This window comes from Mucilaginibacter paludis DSM 18603, from assembly GCF_000166195.2.
In the GTDB taxonomy this organism is placed as follows: Bacteria; Bacteroidota; Bacteroidia; order Sphingobacteriales; family Sphingobacteriaceae; genus Mucilaginibacter; species Mucilaginibacter paludis.
Window position 1 is genome coordinate 3,352,978 of record NZ_CM001403.1, and the last position, 16,842, is coordinate 3,369,819.

A 16,842-nucleotide genomic window follows, 5' to 3' on the forward strand; every position below is an offset into this window, starting at 1 on the left:
ACTATAACCAAATTTTAGATTTGTCAACTTTTAAAAAGTTGACAAATCTTCTTCGGTTTCCTAAAAAACAGCTTGTGCAATTCGTTTGGTTGGCTCGGGATTGCCCATCGTATAAAAGTGCAATACCGGCACGCCAAATTCAACAAGCTCTTTACATTGCTGTATCATCCATTGGATGCCTACTTCTTTGACGTCCTTTTCCGATTTACAATCTGTAATAGCCTCGCTTAGTGCTTCCGGGATATCGATATGGAATATCTTGGAGAGGCTGATCAGTTGCTTGGATACCGTGATGGGTTTTAACCCAGGTATAATAGGTACCGTAATACCATTGGCCCGGCAGTTATTAACAAATTCGATGTATTTCTGATTATCAAAAAACATTTGGGTCACAATAAAGTTAGCGCCCATATCAACCTTTTGCTTCAGGTACTTAAAATCAGTTTTAAGGTTAGGTGCTTCAAAATGTTTTTCGGGATACCCGGCTACGCCAACGCAAAAATCGGTTTTATAGGATGTTGGCCCGGTATCGAGCAAGTACATGCCGTTATTCATGTTCATTACCTGTTGTAACAGGTCGGTGGCGTAGGCGTGTCCGCCGGGAGTCGGTACAAAACCCGGTTCGGCTTTACGTGCATCGCCGCGAAGTACCAGCACATTATCGATCCCTAAAAATTGCAGGTCGATCAAAGCGTACTCGGTTTCTTCCTTGGTAAAACCACCGCAGATGAGGTGCGGAACAGCATCTACCTTATATTTATTCATGATAGCCGCGCATACGGCCACGGTACCGGGGCGCTTACGGGTGATGAGTTTTTCCAATAAGCCGTTTTCATGCTCTTTATACACATGATCTTCCCGTAACGAGGTTACATCAATAAAGGGAGGTTTTAATTCCATCAACGGATCGATGGCGTTATAAATACCCTGGATGCTTTGCCCCTTAATAGGCGGCAGCAATTCAAACGAAAAAAGTGTTTTGCCGTTCGCGTTAGCGATGTGTTCTGTAATTTTCATATTCAACTCCAACAGGAGCTTTTAATAGTATCAATATAGGTATAAAACGATGTCATTTCGACCGGAGGGAGAAATCTTTTGCGAGGGCTAATTCTGCTGTAGCGTAGTCTCGCGCAAAAGATTTTCCTCGTTCCTCATCGACAAGTTTACTAATAATTTATATTAGGGCTTAACCACCTTTCGGTAGTTTCTAAATCAGCCCCTTTCCTTTCCGCATAATCAACCACCTGGTCTTTACCAATTTTACCAAGGCCAAAATACCGCGCTTGCGGATGCGCGAAATAAAATCCGCTTACCGATGCTGCTGGCATCATGGCCAGGCTTTCTGTTAAATACATTTTAGCATTGTCTTCCGCTTTAAGCAGTTCAAACAAAGTAGTTTTCTCGGTATGGTCGGGGCAGGCCGGGTATCCTGGTGCCGGGCGGATCCCCTGGTATTTTTCTTTAATCAGGTCTTCGCTTTGCAATTGCTCTTCTTTGGCATAGCCCCAATAGTCTTTACGAACCAGTTCATGCATTTTTTCGGCAAAGGCTTCGGCTAAGCGGTCGGCCAGGGCCTTAGCCATAATGCTGTTGTAATCATCATGATCTTTTTCGTACTTGGCCACCAGTTCATCGCAGCCAATACCTGCCGTTACGGCAAAGCCACCCCAGTAATCAGCCGCGCCGCTGGCTTTAGGCGCAACAAAGTCCGACAAGGCATAATAAGGTTCGCCCTTTACCTTTTCGGCTTGCTGGCGCAGCGTGTAAATGGTTGATAGTACTTCGCTGCGGCTCTCGTCGGTATACAGTTCAATATCGTCGCCTACGCTGTTGGCCGGCCAGAAGCCTATAACCCCGTTGGCTTGCAGCAGCTTGTTATCCACAATTTCGGTAAGCAAGGCGCGGGCATCATCATACAGTTTTTTGGCTTCCACTCCTGCCGATTTATCATCGAATATCTTAGGATAACTGCCACGCAATTCCCAGGTATGGAAAAACGGTGTCCAGTCGATATAAGGCACCAAATCCTCCAAAGGATAAGCCTCAATAACCTTTGTGCCTAAAAAGGAGGGTTTGGGCGCAATAGCGTCCAGATCAAGCTCGATGGTTTGTTTGCGGGCATCGCCAATGCTTACAAAACGCTTGTCGGATTTTTTATTTAAGTGCGCCTCCCTTGCTTTGGCATACTCGTCTTTAATGCCCTGGATATAGGCATCGCGGTTATCCTTGCTCATCAAGTTACTGCATACCGTTACGCTGCGCGAGGCATCCAATACGTGAATGGCAGGCCCCGAATAGTTCGGGTCGATCTTCACAGCAGCGTGGATGCGCGATGTAGTGGCACCGCCTACAATTAACGGAATAGTAAAACCTTCTCGCTCCATCTCCTTGGCAAAGTGTACCATTTCATCAAGCGATGGCGTGATCAGTCCGCTTAAGCCAATGATATCAACATTTTGCTTTTTAGCTTCCTCAATAATTTTGTGTGCCGGAACCATCACCCCCAGATCAATGATCTCGAAGTTATTGCAGGCCAATACCACGCCTACAATGTTTTTGCCGATATCGTGCACATCGCCTTTTACAGTGGCCATTAGTATTTTACCGGCGTTGCTCCGCTCATTATCTGCCCCTTCGCCAGCTGCGAGCACACGCGCCTTCTCGGCAGCTATAAAAGGTAACAGGTAGGCCACGGCCTTCTTCATCACCCGGGCCGATTTTACTACCTGGGGTAAAAACATTTTACCGGCACCAAATAGATCGCCTACGATGTTCATGCCGTCCATCAGCGGGCCTTCAATTACCTCCAATGGCTTAGGATATTTTTGCCGAGCCTCTTCCACATCGGCATCCAGGTATTCAATGATGCCTTTCACTAAAGCGTGCGAGAGCCGTTTTTCAACAGGTTCTTTACGCCATTCTTCGTCTTTAACTATTTCTTTGCCTTTACTTTTAACGGTATCGGCATACTCCACCAAGCGCTCGGTAGCGTCTGGGCGGCGGTTTAACAATACGTCTTCTACCAGCTCAAGTAAAGGCTTGGGTATCTCCTCGTATACCTCAAGCATACCAGCATTCACAATACCCATATCCATACCCGCCTGTATGGCATGGTATAAAAATGCGGAGTGCATGGCTTCGCGAACGGTATTGTTTCCCCGGAAGGAGAACGAAATATTACTTACCCCACCGCTTACCTTGGCATGCGGCAGGTTTTGTTTAATCCAGCGGGTGGCTTCAATAAAATCAACCGCGTAGTTGTTATGTTCCTCTAATCCCGTGGCAACGGTTAAAATATTGGGGTCGAAAATAATATCCTCCGCCGGGAAACCAACCTCGTTCACCAGGATATCGTAACTGCGTTTACAGATCTCTATCCGGCGTTCCAGGCTATCGGCCTGCCCGGTTTCGTCAAAGGCCATCACTACGGTGGCCGCGCCGTACTGCATTATTTTACGGGCAGAATCCCTGAATTTATCTTCGCCCTCTTTCAGCGAGATCGAGTTCACAATCCCTTTACCCTGTAAGCACTTTAAGCCAGCCTCTATCACGCTCCATTTAGAAGAATCGACCATGATGGGTAGTTTAGCTATATCGGGCTCAGAGGCAATTAAATTCATGAACTTGGTCATGGCCGCTTCCGAATCGATCATGCCCTCGTCCATATTCACGTCAATCACCTGGGCACCGCCCTCTACCTGCTGGCGGGCCACTACCAACGCCCCTTCGTAGTCTTCGGCCAAAATCAGTTTAGAAAACTTGGGCGAACCGGTAATATTGGTACGCTCGCCCACGTTGGCAAAATTACTTTCGGGGGTAAGTGTGATGGCTTCTAAGCCGCTCAGGCGCATAAAGGTTTCAACCTTCGGTATTTGCCTTCGCGGGAAGCTTTCTGTTTTTTTAGCAATGCAACTGATATGATCGGGCGTGGTGCCACAACAACCGCCAACAATATTAACCAGGCCAGCCGCCATAAAATCTTCAACCAAATGCGCGGTTTCGTGTGGAGCCTCGTCGTAAGCGCCAAACTCGTTGGGTAAACCCGCGTTGGGGTAGGCGGAAATATAAACACTTGCCTTGGCGGAAAGCTCCTCGATATGCGGACGCATCTCTTTGGCACCCAAAGCGCAGTTTAACCCTACAGACAACAGGTTGGCATGGCGGATGGAGTTCCAGAATGCTTCTACGGTTTGCCCGGATAAAGTTCTGCCCGAGGCATCGGTAATAGTGCCCGAGATCATGATACCGCCAGTTGGCCTGAAGGCAGGATAATCCTTACCGGCTGCCTTACACTCGTTCTCGTACTGTTTGATGGCAAATATGGCCGCTTTGGCATTCAGCGTATCAAAAATAGTTTCGATCAGCAGTACATCCGAGCCGCCATCAACCAGGCCACGAACCTGGGTATAGTAAGCTGCAACCAGGTCGTCAAAAGTAACGGCGCGGTATCCAGGGTCGTTCACATCGGGCGATAAGGATGCCGTGCGGTTGGTGGGGCCAATGGCACCGGCAACAAAGCGAGGCTTATGCGGTGTTTTTTCAGTGTATTCGTCGGCAGCTTCGCGGGCTATGCGCGCACCTTCGTAGCTCAGCTCGTAAGCCAGTTCTTCAAGGTGGTAATCTGCAAGCGAGATCACCTGGGTGCTGAATGTATTGGTTTCAATAATATCTGCTCCGGCCTCCAGGTATTCCGCATGGATGGTTTTAATAATATCAGGGCGCGTGATATTGAGCAGGTCGTTATTACCCTGTAAGTCTGAATGATGATTTTTAAAACGTTCTCCACGAAAATCAGCTTCGGTAAGCTGGTACCGCTGTATCATGGTACCCATTGCCCCGTCAATAATCAGTATGCGTTTTTGTAGTTCTTGTCTGATATCCATTTTTTGTGATTCCACCGATTTTTGATGATTTCACTGATTCTTTTGATGATTTCATCGATTTTGGGAGACTCGCGCACAGATAACAATCAGCGTAATCCAAATCAACAATCGGTGTAATCCAATCAAATCAGTGTAATCCAAAACAAGCTTATATCGAAAAGTCGGGTGTTGATGTTGACTTTCGCTTATCTGTCTGCAACCGCTAAGTTTGGTTGCAGTAGAATGTAGCACCTTGTAAGTACAGGTTGCTAAGACATCGCAGGGTCTAATCCCTCCGTCTTTCTCTATAAGCATTGCAAAGTTGCATAATAAAGTTGTATTGTGCAATAGCGGGTTATGTGGCGTATGCTATAATGACTTTTAGCTGTATATCCACATCAGTACATGCTTTTTCTGTTTGCGGAGCATGGCATCAACTTGTTTCATCACGTTGTTTGATATGGCGGGACAACCCCAGCCTTCGGGCGTACCATCGGGATAGACCTCCTTTTCGGGTACTTTCTCCCAGGAATGGAAGACTACCTGCCTCACCAGGGCGTTGTTGTTACTGGTATCTAAACCAGTTAAAAAGTATTTAACGTGTATGCCCCAGGCGCTGTATGAGCGGTCGTTAATTTGGTATTTGCCCAAGGCGGTGCAATGGCTGCCGTCGCGGTTGCTGAAAGAGGGATGGTCTTTGTTCCAGACGCCCGACCACGGGCTGCGGCCACAACCGTGGCTGATTAAGCCCGAAAGTAAAATGTTTTGTTTGGTAAAATCCCATACCATAAAGCGCTTGGTACCCGATGGCAGGCTCATATCAATCAGGATACAGTAGCGGGTATTATAGCCTTTGCGTTTGCAATAAAGCAGTGCTTGTTTAGCCTTTTGGTTTGTTTTGGCCGGATCGATTTGGCGGCCAGATGCCATCGCATCAATAAAAAAGGATAATGCAAATAAAACACAGATGATTGTTTTATACATTATCCTTTCTGGATTAAAAGTTTTTAGACTGGGTAAGCTTATCTTCTTCTGCCGAAAATGCGCAATAGCATTAAAAACAGATTGATAAAATCAAGGTATAAGGTTAGCGCGCCCATTAAAACCAATTTTGACTTAGTGGCATCACCATACTCTTCTGATGCACCAATGCGTTTTAATTTTTGAACATCATAAGCAGTTAAACCTACAAATACAGCAACGCCGATGTAGCTGATGATATAACCCAATTGCTCACTTTTTAGGAACATGTTTACCAGCGACGCAATCACGATCCCGATAAGGCCCATGATCATTAAAGAGCCAAACTTAGTAAGATCCTGATCGGTTGTATATCCGGCAACAGCCATTACACCAAACACTACGGATGCTGTAACAAATACGCCAAGTACAGAGCTTGCTGTGTACATCAACAAAATATAGCTGATACTCATACCAAACAATGCTGCAAAGCATATAAAAAGTACAGCCAATATCGGATAAGACAACTTGTTCATGCCGTATGACATGATTAGAACGAATGCCAATGGCGAAAACATCACCAACGTTCCCAAGCCTGTTCTTGAACCGGTTTCAAAATTGATCAGCAAACGTAAAAGGCTTTCGTTAGTTCCAAACTCATAAGCCGCGATGGATGAAATAGCCAGGGCAACAAACATCCATAAAAATACATTAGCTATAAACTTACGTGATGCAGAGGCGTCGTCCACCTGGATCACTTTATCGTAAGTGTAATTTAAATTGTTATTATCCATTTTGTATAAAATTAATTGTTAACCAAAGTTAACGATAAGTATTTGATTTTTGGACCACTGATTAGAAGATGATTTTTTTGATTACACTGATTTTGGATCACTGATTATGAGATGTTTTTTTGATTGCGCTGATTTTGGAACACTGATTATGAGATGATTTTTTTGATTACGCTGATTTTTGGAACACTGATTATAAGATGATTTTTTTGATTACGCTGATTTTTTGACCACTGATTATGAGGTAATTTTTTTGATTACGCTGATTTTTGACCACTGATTATGAGGTGATTTTTTTGATTACGCTGATTTTGGAACACTGATTATGAGATGATTTTTTTGATTACGCTGATTTTTTGATTGGCATGCACGTCTGATTTTGGATCACTGATTATGAGATGATTTTTTTGATTACGCTGATTTTTTGATTAGTGGGTTTACATATTGGTACCACTGGTTATTATTTTAGCTAATTAAGGCGTTTTACCAGTTGCTCTTCTACCTTTTTGTAAACCTGTAGGGGTTTTAGGGTACGCCAGTTTAATTCGTCGAGCACTCCGCCAAAATTGATGTAATAATCGATATTGTTATGCTTAAATTCTTCGATGACATGCTCCCTGAAATTGATTCCGGCTATCCAGCCATCTTCAACCTCCTGGAACCATTCCTCGTAGTAACAATCGTCGGATGAGTGAAAGTTCAATACGTTCTCGCCAATCAGGATGTATTTATTGATGCCCTCGCTGATCATCAGTTCGATAATTTCGCGTTTCAGCAGCATAATGTCATTGTCAATCGCATCATTCCACTCACCTATAAACTCAATGATGGCATAGTTGCGGTCGTAATCGGTAAAAAGCACTTTCAGGTAAAGCGTATTGGAGCCAAATGAGTCCCACTGGGGGTGCAGCAAATAATTATATACCTGCTTATCAAATTCAAACTCGTTATACTCCGTTGCATAAAAAGGCGAATGCTCATCCTCCGATGCAATGTAATCGTCCCTCCAGCGGTAATATGGTTCTATCTCGTGCATAAACCCTCCAGCAACTCCCCAACAGGGATTTTAATCTTTATTTTTTATTAGCAAAAGCTAAACTTTATTGATGTGCATATACTGATCTACGGCTTTGCGTACGCTGCCGTATTTTTCCAGTAGTTCAGCAGCTGTTTGCACATCGGCGCCGGTTTCGTCCATAATCATACGGGTTCCCCTGTCAATCAGCTTGTGGTTTGATAGCTGCATGTCAACCATTTTGTTGCCTTTAACACGCCCTAACTGTACCATCACCGAAGTACTCAGCATATTCAGTATCAGCTTTTGGGCGGTTCCGGCTTTCATCCGGGTTGAACCGGTAACAAACTCAGGGCCAGTCATCACTTCAACAGGATACTGGGCCTCTTTGGCAACCGGGCCGCCAACGTTACAAACGATACAGCCCGTTACAATATTGTTTTGGTTAGCCATACGAAGGCCGCCGATGACATAGGGCGTTGTGCCCGATGCCGCTATACCCACCACAACATCTTTGTCGTTAATGTTATACTGCTGTAAATCTTTCCAGGCCTGTTCGGTATCATCCTCGGCAAACTCAACAGCTTTACGTATAGCGCTATCGCCACCGGCTATAATACCAATTACCCAATCAAAAGGAACGCCGTACGTTGGCGGACATTCGGAAGCATCAACAATACCGAGCCTTCCGCTGGTGCCCGCGCCGATATAAAAAAGCCGACCTCCCAGCTTCATCCTTTGGGCAGTTATGCTTACCAGTTTTTCCAACTGAGGAATAGCTCTTTCTACCGCATCAGGCACTGTTTTATCTTCCTGATTAATGCTGTGCAGCATTTCTGTCACCGACATCTTTTCAAGATTATGGTAGTACGAATCTTTTTCTGTAGTTATTTTCACTGTTAATACTTGTAGTAGCAAAATTCGATAAATTTTCCTGATACTTAACGTTGTAATTTATAAAAATTATTGCTTCCAGTGGGTAATGTTTAATTTAGTGGCCGTTACACATATTAATGAACTCAATTTCAACCATATTAAGAACTCTGATATTGCTGATAATAGGCGCTATAATGGGTATTTATGTAAATAATACAATGTTAGGCGGGCGCCGATTTATTTTTAATAATAATGATAAATTAACCCAGGTGGTAAGGCTTGTACATGATAATTATGTGGATTCCGTTAATATCGACAGCCTGGAAGGGCAAACTGTGAATCAGTTTTTGCAAAATCTGGACCCCCATTCGCTTTATTTACCAGCACAACGGGCACAGTCGGTAAACGAGAAGCTCCAGGGAGGGTTTAACGGCATCGGCATTGAATACCTGTTACTCCATGATACTTTGTTTATTACCCAGGTTTACGCCGGGGGACCGGCTGCTAAAGCCGGACTAACTGGCGGCGACCGGGTTATCAGGTTAAACGGAAAAAAATTCTCGGGTACGCATTTAACACCTGATGTTGTTAGCCAAGCGTTTAAAGGTACTAAAAATACCGGTTTGAGCTTAGGCGTGGTGCGCCCCAATACGGAAAAATTAATCCCGGTAACAGTTGTGCGCGGGCATGTTAATTTAAGCAGCCTCGATGCGGCTTACATGATCAACACCGAAACAGGTTATATCAAGATCAGCAAGTTTGCGTCCACTACCGACAGGGATTTCCAGGCCGAGGTAAAAAAGCTAAAGGCCCAGGGGATGAAAAAATTAGCCCTCGATCTGCGCAACAACGGCGGGGGGTATTTAAGCGCTGCCACCGCCATGGCAGATGAGTTTTTACCCGCAGGCCAGCTGATTGTATTTACCAAGGGCTTACATGAACCCCGTACGGATTACTTTTCGACCGATAGCGGCAGTTTTGAAAAAGGAAAACTGGCTATTATGATTGATGAGTACTCGGCCTCGGCCAGCGAAATTTTAGCCGGCGCCATGCAAGACCTTGACCGGGCAACCATTGTTGGCCGCCGGTCGTTTGGTAAGGGCCTGGTGCAGGAGCAGTTTCCGTTTAACGATGGCTCGGCAGTTAATTTAACCGTGGCCCGGTATTATACACCATCTGGGCGATCTATCCAGAAATCGTATAAAGCAGGCGTGGAGGATTACCATAACGAACTCTCTAACCGGATGCAGAAAGGCGAGTTGTTTTCGGCAAAAAATAATATGGACGACAGCATATTTAAAAAACCATCCAAATACCATACGCTGAATGGCAGGAAAGTGTATAGCGGCGGCGGTATTATGCCCGACGTTTTTGTGCCGGCCGATACCGTAGGACTAACCCGGCTGCTGTACGATTTAAACGACAGGCAGATTTTTATGGCTTATGTACTACAAAAAATGCAGCCGCTATTAAGCAAATATGCTACCTACGAGAGCTTTAACAAGGCCTATAATGTTAACGACCGCGAATTGACCGATTTTATTGTTTATGCTACCCAAACCTTAAAGCAACTGGATTCGCAGGAAATCAGGCGGTCAAAAAACAACATCAAGCTTTATATTAAGGCTACTGCGGCCCATTTTAAATGGGGCGACAACGCCTACTTTAAAACGATTAACCAGGATGATGAAACTTTAAAAAAAGCTGTGGCCGCTGTTAATTGATGTATACGTGCTTTTATTGAGGTTGGTTAGCCTGGCCCGTCAAGTTCGGGAATGGGATTCAGTTTGAACTTTTGTGTTTTGGCATTGAAGGTGACCGTTAACAAGCCCCCCGTTCTGCCGATATCGTTAGAAACCTGGAATAGGTTGGTTTTAGTATCCACCATGGGTATGTTAGCATAAATAATGGTAAAAACATTCCCGGTAGGGCTTTCAATTTTCGAAAAATCAATCGTCTGAAAAATAGAATTATCTTTCTTGCGGACAATTTCAAGCCGATCCATTTGAGCCTTTGCCTCCCCTTTTTTCTTTGAGTAAATTCCCATAAAATAAAAATCCTTTAACGAATTGCTTTGAAGTATCTCAATAGGGCTGTATTCATCAGTTTCCGCAGTGTCCAGCAATTGCGCGGTAAATTTTAAATGCAATGGCAATGGTTTATTGGTGTTCAGGCTTTTCCAGGTACCATTACACTCAGCTTTCGAAAACTGGAACTCAAACACCGCGCTATGTTTTGTTCCCGATACTTCGTACAATAGCGCCTTGTTTGTTTTGAAATTTATTTTTCCTTCCAGGGATATGGGTTCATTATGCTCATCATATTTGTACACACCAACGATGTTGAAATCCTTTTTGTCGCGCTCTCCAAAATAACCGTTCTCTACCTGTATCGATAGTGTGATTGGATATTTTGCTATGGTACCCTTGAAATTATAACATTCGTACCATCCGGCATAAAGTTTAAGTACATTAAACGAAAGCAATAAAGTTAAAAGGATTAGCCTGCGGGTTATCATAATTTAGCTTTGTACGAGATTGGTAGATCAGTATTATGAAATAAAGATAAGCAATTATCGTATTTGCCAACCTGCCCGCTATTTAATATATTTAGGGCAGAAGACATTGTATGAAGCCATTTTTTAATTTAGAAGCTAACAAAACCAATATTTCAACAGAGGTTATTGCAGGGATCTCTTCATTTTTGGCAACATCGTACATCATCGTAGTTAACCCATCTGTACTGAGCCAGGCGGGTATGCCCTTTGCCGCGGTATTAACGGCCACCGTACTGGTATCCTTTTTTAGTAGCCTGATGATGGGCCTGTACGCCAAAAACCCCATCCTGGTTGCGCCCGGTATGGGCCTCAATGCTTTTTTTACATTTACCGTGGTGATCGGGATGAAGATCCCCTGGCCAGTAGCGCTGGGTGCTGTTTTCTGGTCGGGCATTGTATTTTTGCTGCTATCGATATTTAATATCCGTACCTACATTATTAAGGCTATCCCGAAGCAACTCCGTTATGCCATTACCACCGGGATAGGTTTGTTTATCACCTTGATAGGTTTTGCCAATGCCAAATTTTTAGTAGCCAACCCTGCCACCATGATAGGCGTTGGCAAGCTGGATGCAACCCTTGTCACTTTTTTATTGGGCTTGCTTTTAATGGCCGTATTAATTACACGCAAGGTAAAGGGAGCGATATTGATAAGCATCCTATTGATTACACTGGCAGCCTATCCCATTGGGCGCTACTGGGGTGGTGCCATGCCTTTACTCAACTGGAAAGGGATGTTTGCCATGCCGGACTTTAGCTTGCTGTTTAAAATGGATTTGGTTAACTCGCTTAAATGGTCGTTTATGCCGGTGATATTCGCGTTTGTATTTACGGATATGTTTGATAGCCTTTCCACCTTTATTGGTTTGGCCGAAGCTGCCGATCTGCTGGATGAAGATGGCGAGCCGCGCAATGTGAAGCAATCCTTGTTAACCGATGCCGTATCAACAACCCTGGCAGGCTTGGTTGGATCAAGCCCCGGTACGGCTTATATTGAATCGGCAGTGGGCATCGAGGCCGGTGGCCGCACAGGCTTAACCGCGGTTGTTGGTGCTTTGCTGTTTTTACCTTTCCTATTTTTAGCCCCGCTGTTATCGGTTATCCCGGCCATTGCCACGGCCCCGGCATTGGTGCTGGTGGGCGTATTTATGGTACAGGCAGTAACTAAAATTAACTGGACCGTTCTTGATGATGCCATCCCAGCTTTTTTGGCTATGGTGCTAATCCCTTTTACTTACTCTATTACACAAGGCATCATCTGGGGCTTTTTAAGTTATACACTTTTAAAGGTTTTCTGCGGCAAGGCTAAGGTTGTTAGCCCGGCTTTATGGGTTATTGATGCTTTCGCTATTGCCGCTTTGGTGCTGGCATAAATTAAAAAAAAATAAATTTCATGATGAAAATAATGGCACGTCCACTCTTAATTTGGTTTTTCTGCATGGTTACCGGGCTGGCATCTGCGCAAACAGTAAAGTCCCAACCCATCACCGGCATATTAGGAGCTTTCCCCGCCGAAGTGACTTTGATACATGATTTAATCCTGGATAAAAAAGAGATGATTTTTCAGCATATCCGTTTTACCGAAGGTACACTCAATGGAAGACATGTAGTTTTAGCCTCTACAGGTATGGGCAAGGTTAACGCGGCTATCACCACTACTTTAATGCTGGAACATTTTGAGCCGGAAGAGTTACTATTTACCGGCATAGCAGGCGGTGTAAATCCCGGCCTCTCTCCCGGCGATCTGGTGATAGGCAATAAGATTGCCTATCATGATTATGGCACGATTACACCCGACAGCATGATGAGGCGAGGCACCCGCACCCAAGATAACGCGGAAGAAAACCCCATCTACTTTCCGTGTAATCCAAAACTGGTTAAGGTAGCGCAAGAGGTTAGCGGCAGACTGACGCTGAAAAAAGTTGGGAGCGGCAGCCGGACACCTAAAATAGTAACTGGAATCATCGTAACAGGCGATGTTTTTGTTTCATCAAACGAAGCCACAAAAAAACTAAGGTTAACCATGAATGCCGAAGCCACCGAAATGGAAGGCGCGGCAGTAGCGCAAACCTGCTGGCAACAAAAAACGCCTTTCCTGGTGATCAGGAGTTTGAGCGACAATGCCAGTAACAATGCTAAAGATGATGTGGCCGCGTTTTATCAAACAGCGGCACATAATTCGGCAAGCTTGGTTATGGCTGTTGTAGGGGGATTGGGGATGTGAAGTTTGAAGATGTGGGGGGGCTTTATAATGACGTCTACTTAAGTTTATGATTATCAGCGCGTCTGTTTTTGCTCTAATAATCAGTATTCTTAATTTATAGCATCGGCACGCTCAATCGCCGCGTGAAGGGCTTTGTTCTTTTTGTCTTGACACAAAAAGAACCAAAAAAGTCAAGACTGCCCGATCCTTCCACCCGCAAGGCCAACTCCCGGCCCGGCGTGCAGTCTGGCCTTTGCCCGCTTTTGCCTCGGCACCAAAAAATCTACGAGGTTAAAACGTCATCACTCTTTTTTTTCGGTATTCCGGATTGAATCTTAGAATGGTAATTTTGTATTGATTATAAGTTGCTTAAACCGTCGTCATTGCGAGGAACGACGCAATCTCTACGTAGGCAGAGCTGCTTTGCAAGTTCTATATGCAGGTAACAATTTGGCACCCGAAAAAAAAGTAGGGATACGTTTTGAAAGGTATCTCAAACATTGTAATTGCGAGGTACGAAGCAATCGCACGCTGGCAGGTTCGCCTTGCTTTGTTCGTGATTGCTTCGTACTTCGTAAGGACAATACTATATTAGTTATCAATAACTTATAGTAACGCCATTAAAGCCCCTTTACTTCTGCCTAAAAAATATCTGTATCGGCACACCCTGAAAATCAAAATTCTCGCGCAGCTTGTTTTCAATAAAGCGCATATAAGGTTCTTTGATATACTGCGGCAGGTTACAGAAGAACGCGAACATCGGCGCAATACCGCTGATCTGGGTTACGTATTTAATTTTAACATATTTACCCTTAATGGCAGGCGGCGGGAAGCTTTCAATAATGGGCAGCATTACATCATTCAGTTTTGAGGTTGGGATCTTTTTGTTCCTGTTTTCATAAACCTTATTGGCTGCTTCAATCGCCTTAAAAATACGTTGTTTCTCTAAAACCGAGGTAAAAACGATGGGTACATCAGTAAATGGCGCTATTTTCTGGTGGATCAGATCCTCAAAAACTTTGGTGGTCTTATTGTTCTTCTCTATCAGGTCCCATTTATTAACTACAATAACGATGCCTTTTTTATTTTTTTCGGCCAGGTGAAAGATGTTCACATCCTGTGCTTCAATACCTTCAACGGCATCTATCATCAGGATCACTACGTCCGATTCTTCGATGGCTTTAATGGTACGCATTACCGAGTAAAATTCGATATTCTCTTTTACCTTGGTTTTTTTACGCATCCCAGCCGTATCGATCAGCATAAAATCATGCCCGAATTGGTTATAGTGGATATGGATCGAATCGCGGGTGGTGCCGGCAATAGGGGTAACAATATTACGATCATGCCCCAGCAGGGTGTTAATGATGGATGATTTACCCACATTAGGCCTTCCGGCAATGGTATATTTTGGTAAGGTGTTTTGCTCTAACGGAACATCTTCAAAAGTTTTAACAACTTCGTCAAGCAATTCGCCGGTGCCGGAACCTGTCATGGCCGAGATGTTGTAGATATCGCCCAGGCCAAAGCCGTAAAAGGTTGCCGACTCCACTTGCTGACTATTATTATCAACTTTGTTTGATACTACAAAAACTGGTTTTTTGCTTTTCCGTAAAAAGGTAGCTATTTCATCGTCAAGGTCGGTAATGCCGGTGGTTACGTCCACCATAAACAAAATAACACTTGCTTCTTCAATAGCAATGATCACCTGCTCGCGGATTGCCGCTTCAAAAACATCGTCGGAGTTGGCTACGTAGCCGCCTGTATCTATCACGGTAAAATCGTGTCCGGTCCATTCCGAAACGCCGTAATGCCTGTCGCGGGTTACACCGCTAAAGTCGTCAACTATCGCCTTGCGGGCTTCAATTAAACGGTTAAATAAGGTGGATTTACCCACATTCGGGCGACCTACTATGGCTACTATGTTACTCATTTTTATTTTGATATGAGATGTGAGACGTTAAACTTGAGATATGAGCGCTATACAAAATTACGATGTATCGTTCTGGAATCTAAATCTAACAGCTCAAATCTGTTTAAATATTTCAGACACGAGGCCCAGATAAGATAAAACCATCCTGGTCTCAAATCTGGTAGCTCAAATCTGTTTGGTGTTTTAAAATAAGAGAATTCAGGATGAGTAAAACCGTTCGGTCTCAAATCTCACATCTGATAGCTCCCATCTCACTTAATCTTCGTACCCGAATTTTTTCAGGTAATTTTTTTTACTTCTCCAGTCGGGGATAACTTTAACAAACATTTCCAGGAAAACTTTCCGCTGGAAAAACTCTTCCATATCCTTACGGGCGTAGGTGCCTACTTTCTTCAGCATTTCGCCGCCGGTGCCTATCAGGATATTTTTTTGCGAATCGCGTTCCACAATAATTTCGGCGCTGATCCTGTATATCTTCGGATCTTCGATAAATGCCGTGATGATGACCTCCGTACTGTATGGAATTTCCTTTTCGTAGATTTTGAAAATCTTTTCGCGGATAATCTCCGAAGCAAAAAAGCGATCGTTACGGTCGGTTAAAAAATCCTTTTCGTAATAAGGGGGATGCTCAGGCAGACTATCCAGAACAAGATTCATAATGGCCTGCACATTATGGTTGAGCAAAGCCGAAATAGCAAAAACTGCTGTTGGTTTTAAGGTCTCTTCCCAGTAAGCTATTTTTTGCTTAACCGTTTCCTCGTCGGATTTGTCAATTTTATTGATGATAACTACCAAAGGCGCTGTGCTGCCCTTTAGCTTATCCATTACATCGCTCTCGTCGTACTTCTCGTTAATGTCGGTAACCAGCAATACCATATCCGCATCAACGAGCGAGCCGGATACCTGGTGCATCATGGTTTCCTGCAAGGCGTAATGCGGTTTGATAATTCCGGGCGTGTCCGAGAAAACAATCTGGTAGTCTTCTTCGTTAACAATACCGAGGATACGATGACGGGTTGTTTGTGCTTTGGGAGTGATGATTGACATCTTTTCGCCCACAAGAGCGTTCATCAGGGTTGACTTACCTGCATTGGGTTTGCCAATAATACTTACAAAACCTGCGCGGTGACTCATGTAAAAATATATTTGTGATTTTATTTGCACTGCAAAGAAACGAATTATATCTTTGCAGTCCCAATTAAAAAAGGTACAAATTGCACTTTGATTGTTGGGACACTCGTTTTGGAGTAATGAACCAGTTAAAAAACGAGAAAATATAGTGCGGGATGGAGCAGTTGGTAGCTCGTCGGGCTCATAACCCGAAGGTCGTAGGTTCGAGTCCTGCTCCCGCTACCCAAAGAATAAAGAGCCTTTAGCAAAAGACTAAAGGCTTTTTAATTCAAAACAAATGGATTGTTGACCATGTAACAACACGATTTGGCGTAATGCCCCAATGGAATAAATAATAAAATAGTGCGGGATGGAGCAGTTGGTAGCTCGTCGGGCTCATAACCCGAAGGTCGTAGGTTCGAGTCCTGCTCCCGCTACCTCAAACCCTCATAATAAATTGACTGTCAATTTATTATGAGGGTTTTTATTTTTTGTGCGGTGCAATTTGCGGTGCAATTTAACCTGATTGATTTCG

The 16,842-nt window shown here is 44.2% G+C and carries 12 protein-coding genes, 2 tRNA genes and 1 riboswitch; of the genes, 5 read left to right on the plus strand and 9 right to left on the minus strand.

The window, feature by feature from the left end; genetic code table 11:
- Positions 1-60 precede the first annotated feature (60 nt).
- The 6 genes from metF to murQ all read right to left on the minus strand — a co-directional run bounded on the left by metF (position 61) and on the right by murQ (position 8,525).
- Positions 61-1,017 carry a methylenetetrahydrofolate reductase [NAD(P)H] gene (gene metF / locus MUCPA_RS14050; protein ID WP_008507208.1) on the minus strand — a complete coding sequence of 319 codons (957 nt, stop codon included), beginning with the start codon at positions 1,015-1,017 and terminating at the stop codon, positions 61-63.
- 149 nt (positions 1,018-1,166) lie between these two features.
- Positions 1,167-4,883, minus strand: a complete 3,717-nt coding sequence (gene metH, locus MUCPA_RS14055; protein ID WP_008507210.1) for a methionine synthase — start codon at positions 4,881-4,883, stop codon at positions 1,167-1,169.
- Positions 4,884-5,065: 182 nt separating this feature from the next.
- Positions 5,066-5,176: riboswitch (SAM riboswitch) on the minus strand.
- Between the two features lie 67 nt (positions 5,177-5,243).
- Positions 5,244-5,846, minus strand: coding sequence for a murein L,D-transpeptidase catalytic domain-containing protein (locus MUCPA_RS14060; RefSeq protein ID WP_008507212.1), 603 nt, complete (start codon positions 5,844-5,846; stop codon positions 5,244-5,246).
- 38 nt (positions 5,847-5,884) lie between these two features.
- The gene (locus MUCPA_RS14065) at positions 5,885-6,616 is read right to left on the minus strand and encodes a Bax inhibitor-1/YccA family protein (protein WP_008507214.1); all 732 of its coding nucleotides are present in this window, start codon (positions 6,614-6,616) and stop codon (positions 5,885-5,887) included.
- Positions 6,617-7,082: 466 nt separating this feature from the next.
- Positions 7,083-7,649 carry a hypothetical protein gene (locus MUCPA_RS14070; protein WP_008507215.1) on the minus strand — a complete coding sequence of 189 codons (567 nt, stop codon included), beginning with the start codon at positions 7,647-7,649 and terminating at the stop codon, positions 7,083-7,085.
- Positions 7,650-7,706: 57 nt separating this feature from the next.
- On the minus strand, positions 7,707-8,525 hold the full coding sequence (gene murQ, locus MUCPA_RS14075) for an N-acetylmuramic acid 6-phosphate etherase (protein WP_008507216.1): 819 nt from the start codon (positions 8,523-8,525) through the stop codon (positions 7,707-7,709).
- Positions 8,526-8,641: 116 nt separating this feature from the next.
- Between murQ and MUCPA_RS14080 the strand changes: the two genes are divergently transcribed.
- Positions 8,642-10,228, plus strand: coding sequence for a S41 family peptidase (locus MUCPA_RS14080; RefSeq protein ID WP_040625949.1), 1,587 nt, complete (start codon positions 8,642-8,644; stop codon positions 10,226-10,228).
- A 26-nt stretch (positions 10,229-10,254) separates the two neighbouring features.
- Here MUCPA_RS14080 and MUCPA_RS14085 read toward each other — a convergent pair whose 3' ends face one another.
- The gene (locus MUCPA_RS14085; RefSeq protein WP_008507219.1) at positions 10,255-11,022 is read right to left on the minus strand and encodes a hypothetical protein; all 768 of its coding nucleotides are present in this window, start codon (positions 11,020-11,022) and stop codon (positions 10,255-10,257) included.
- A gap of 110 nt (positions 11,023-11,132) precedes the next feature.
- Here MUCPA_RS14085 and MUCPA_RS14090 point away from each other — a divergent pair, with 110 nt between their 5' ends.
- Complete coding sequence (locus tag MUCPA_RS14090; protein ID WP_008507220.1) at positions 11,133-12,434, plus strand: NCS2 family permease; 1,302 nt, start codon at positions 11,133-11,135, stop codon at positions 12,432-12,434.
- Between the two features lie 20 nt (positions 12,435-12,454).
- On the plus strand, positions 12,455-13,285 hold the full coding sequence (locus tag MUCPA_RS14095) for a 5'-methylthioadenosine/adenosylhomocysteine nucleosidase (RefSeq protein WP_217220491.1): 831 nt from the start codon (positions 12,455-12,457) through the stop codon (positions 13,283-13,285).
- Positions 13,286-13,895: 610 nt separating this feature from the next.
- Here MUCPA_RS14095 and der read toward each other — a convergent pair.
- Both der and era read right to left on the minus strand, forming a co-directional pair.
- Positions 13,896-15,197, minus strand: a complete 1,302-nt coding sequence (gene der, locus MUCPA_RS14100; protein WP_008507222.1) for a ribosome biogenesis GTPase Der — start codon at positions 15,195-15,197, stop codon at positions 13,896-13,898.
- A gap of 255 nt (positions 15,198-15,452) precedes the next feature.
- Complete coding sequence (gene era, locus MUCPA_RS14105; protein WP_008507223.1) at positions 15,453-16,331, minus strand: GTPase Era; 879 nt, start codon at positions 16,329-16,331, stop codon at positions 15,453-15,455.
- 146 nt (positions 16,332-16,477) lie between these two features.
- On the opposite strand from era, the gene MUCPA_RS14110 reads away from it, so the two are divergent.
- Positions 16,478-16,554, plus strand: a tRNA-Met gene (locus tag MUCPA_RS14110).
- A 117-nt stretch (positions 16,555-16,671) separates the two neighbouring features.
- Positions 16,672-16,744 (plus strand) — tRNA-Met (locus MUCPA_RS14115).
- Positions 16,745-16,842: the final 98 nt, after the last annotated feature.

Excerpts from the sequence above, each read along its gene's own strand:
- metF (WP_008507208.1), bottom strand. The coding sequence starts at position 1,017 with ATGAAAATTACAGAACACATCGCTAACGCGAACGGCAAAACACTTTTT.
- metH (WP_008507210.1), bottom strand. The coding sequence starts at position 4,883 with ATGGATATCAGACAAGAACTACAAAAACGCATACTGATTATTGACGGG.
- MUCPA_RS14060 (WP_008507212.1), bottom strand. The coding sequence starts at position 5,846 with ATGTATAAAACAATCATCTGTGTTTTATTTGCATTATCCTTTTTTATT.
- MUCPA_RS14065 (WP_008507214.1), bottom strand. The coding sequence starts at position 6,616 with ATGGATAATAACAATTTAAATTACACTTACGATAAAGTGATCCAGGTG.
- MUCPA_RS14070 (WP_008507215.1), bottom strand. The coding sequence starts at position 7,649 with ATGCACGAGATAGAACCATATTACCGCTGGAGGGACGATTACATTGCA.
- MUCPA_RS14080 (WP_040625949.1), top strand. The coding sequence starts at position 8,642 with ATGAACTCAATTTCAACCATATTAAGAACTCTGATATTGCTGATAATA.
- MUCPA_RS14085 (WP_008507219.1), bottom strand. The coding sequence starts at position 11,022 with ATGATAACCCGCAGGCTAATCCTTTTAACTTTATTGCTTTCGTTTAAT.
- MUCPA_RS14090 (WP_008507220.1), top strand. The coding sequence starts at position 11,133 with ATGAAGCCATTTTTTAATTTAGAAGCTAACAAAACCAATATTTCAACA.
- MUCPA_RS14095 (WP_217220491.1), top strand. The coding sequence starts at position 12,455 with ATGATGAAAATAATGGCACGTCCACTCTTAATTTGGTTTTTCTGCATG.
- der (WP_008507222.1), bottom strand. The coding sequence starts at position 15,197 with ATGAGTAACATAGTAGCCATAGTAGGTCGCCCGAATGTGGGTAAATCC.
- era (WP_008507223.1), bottom strand. The coding sequence starts at position 16,331 with ATGAGTCACCGCGCAGGTTTTGTAAGTATTATTGGCAAACCCAATGCA.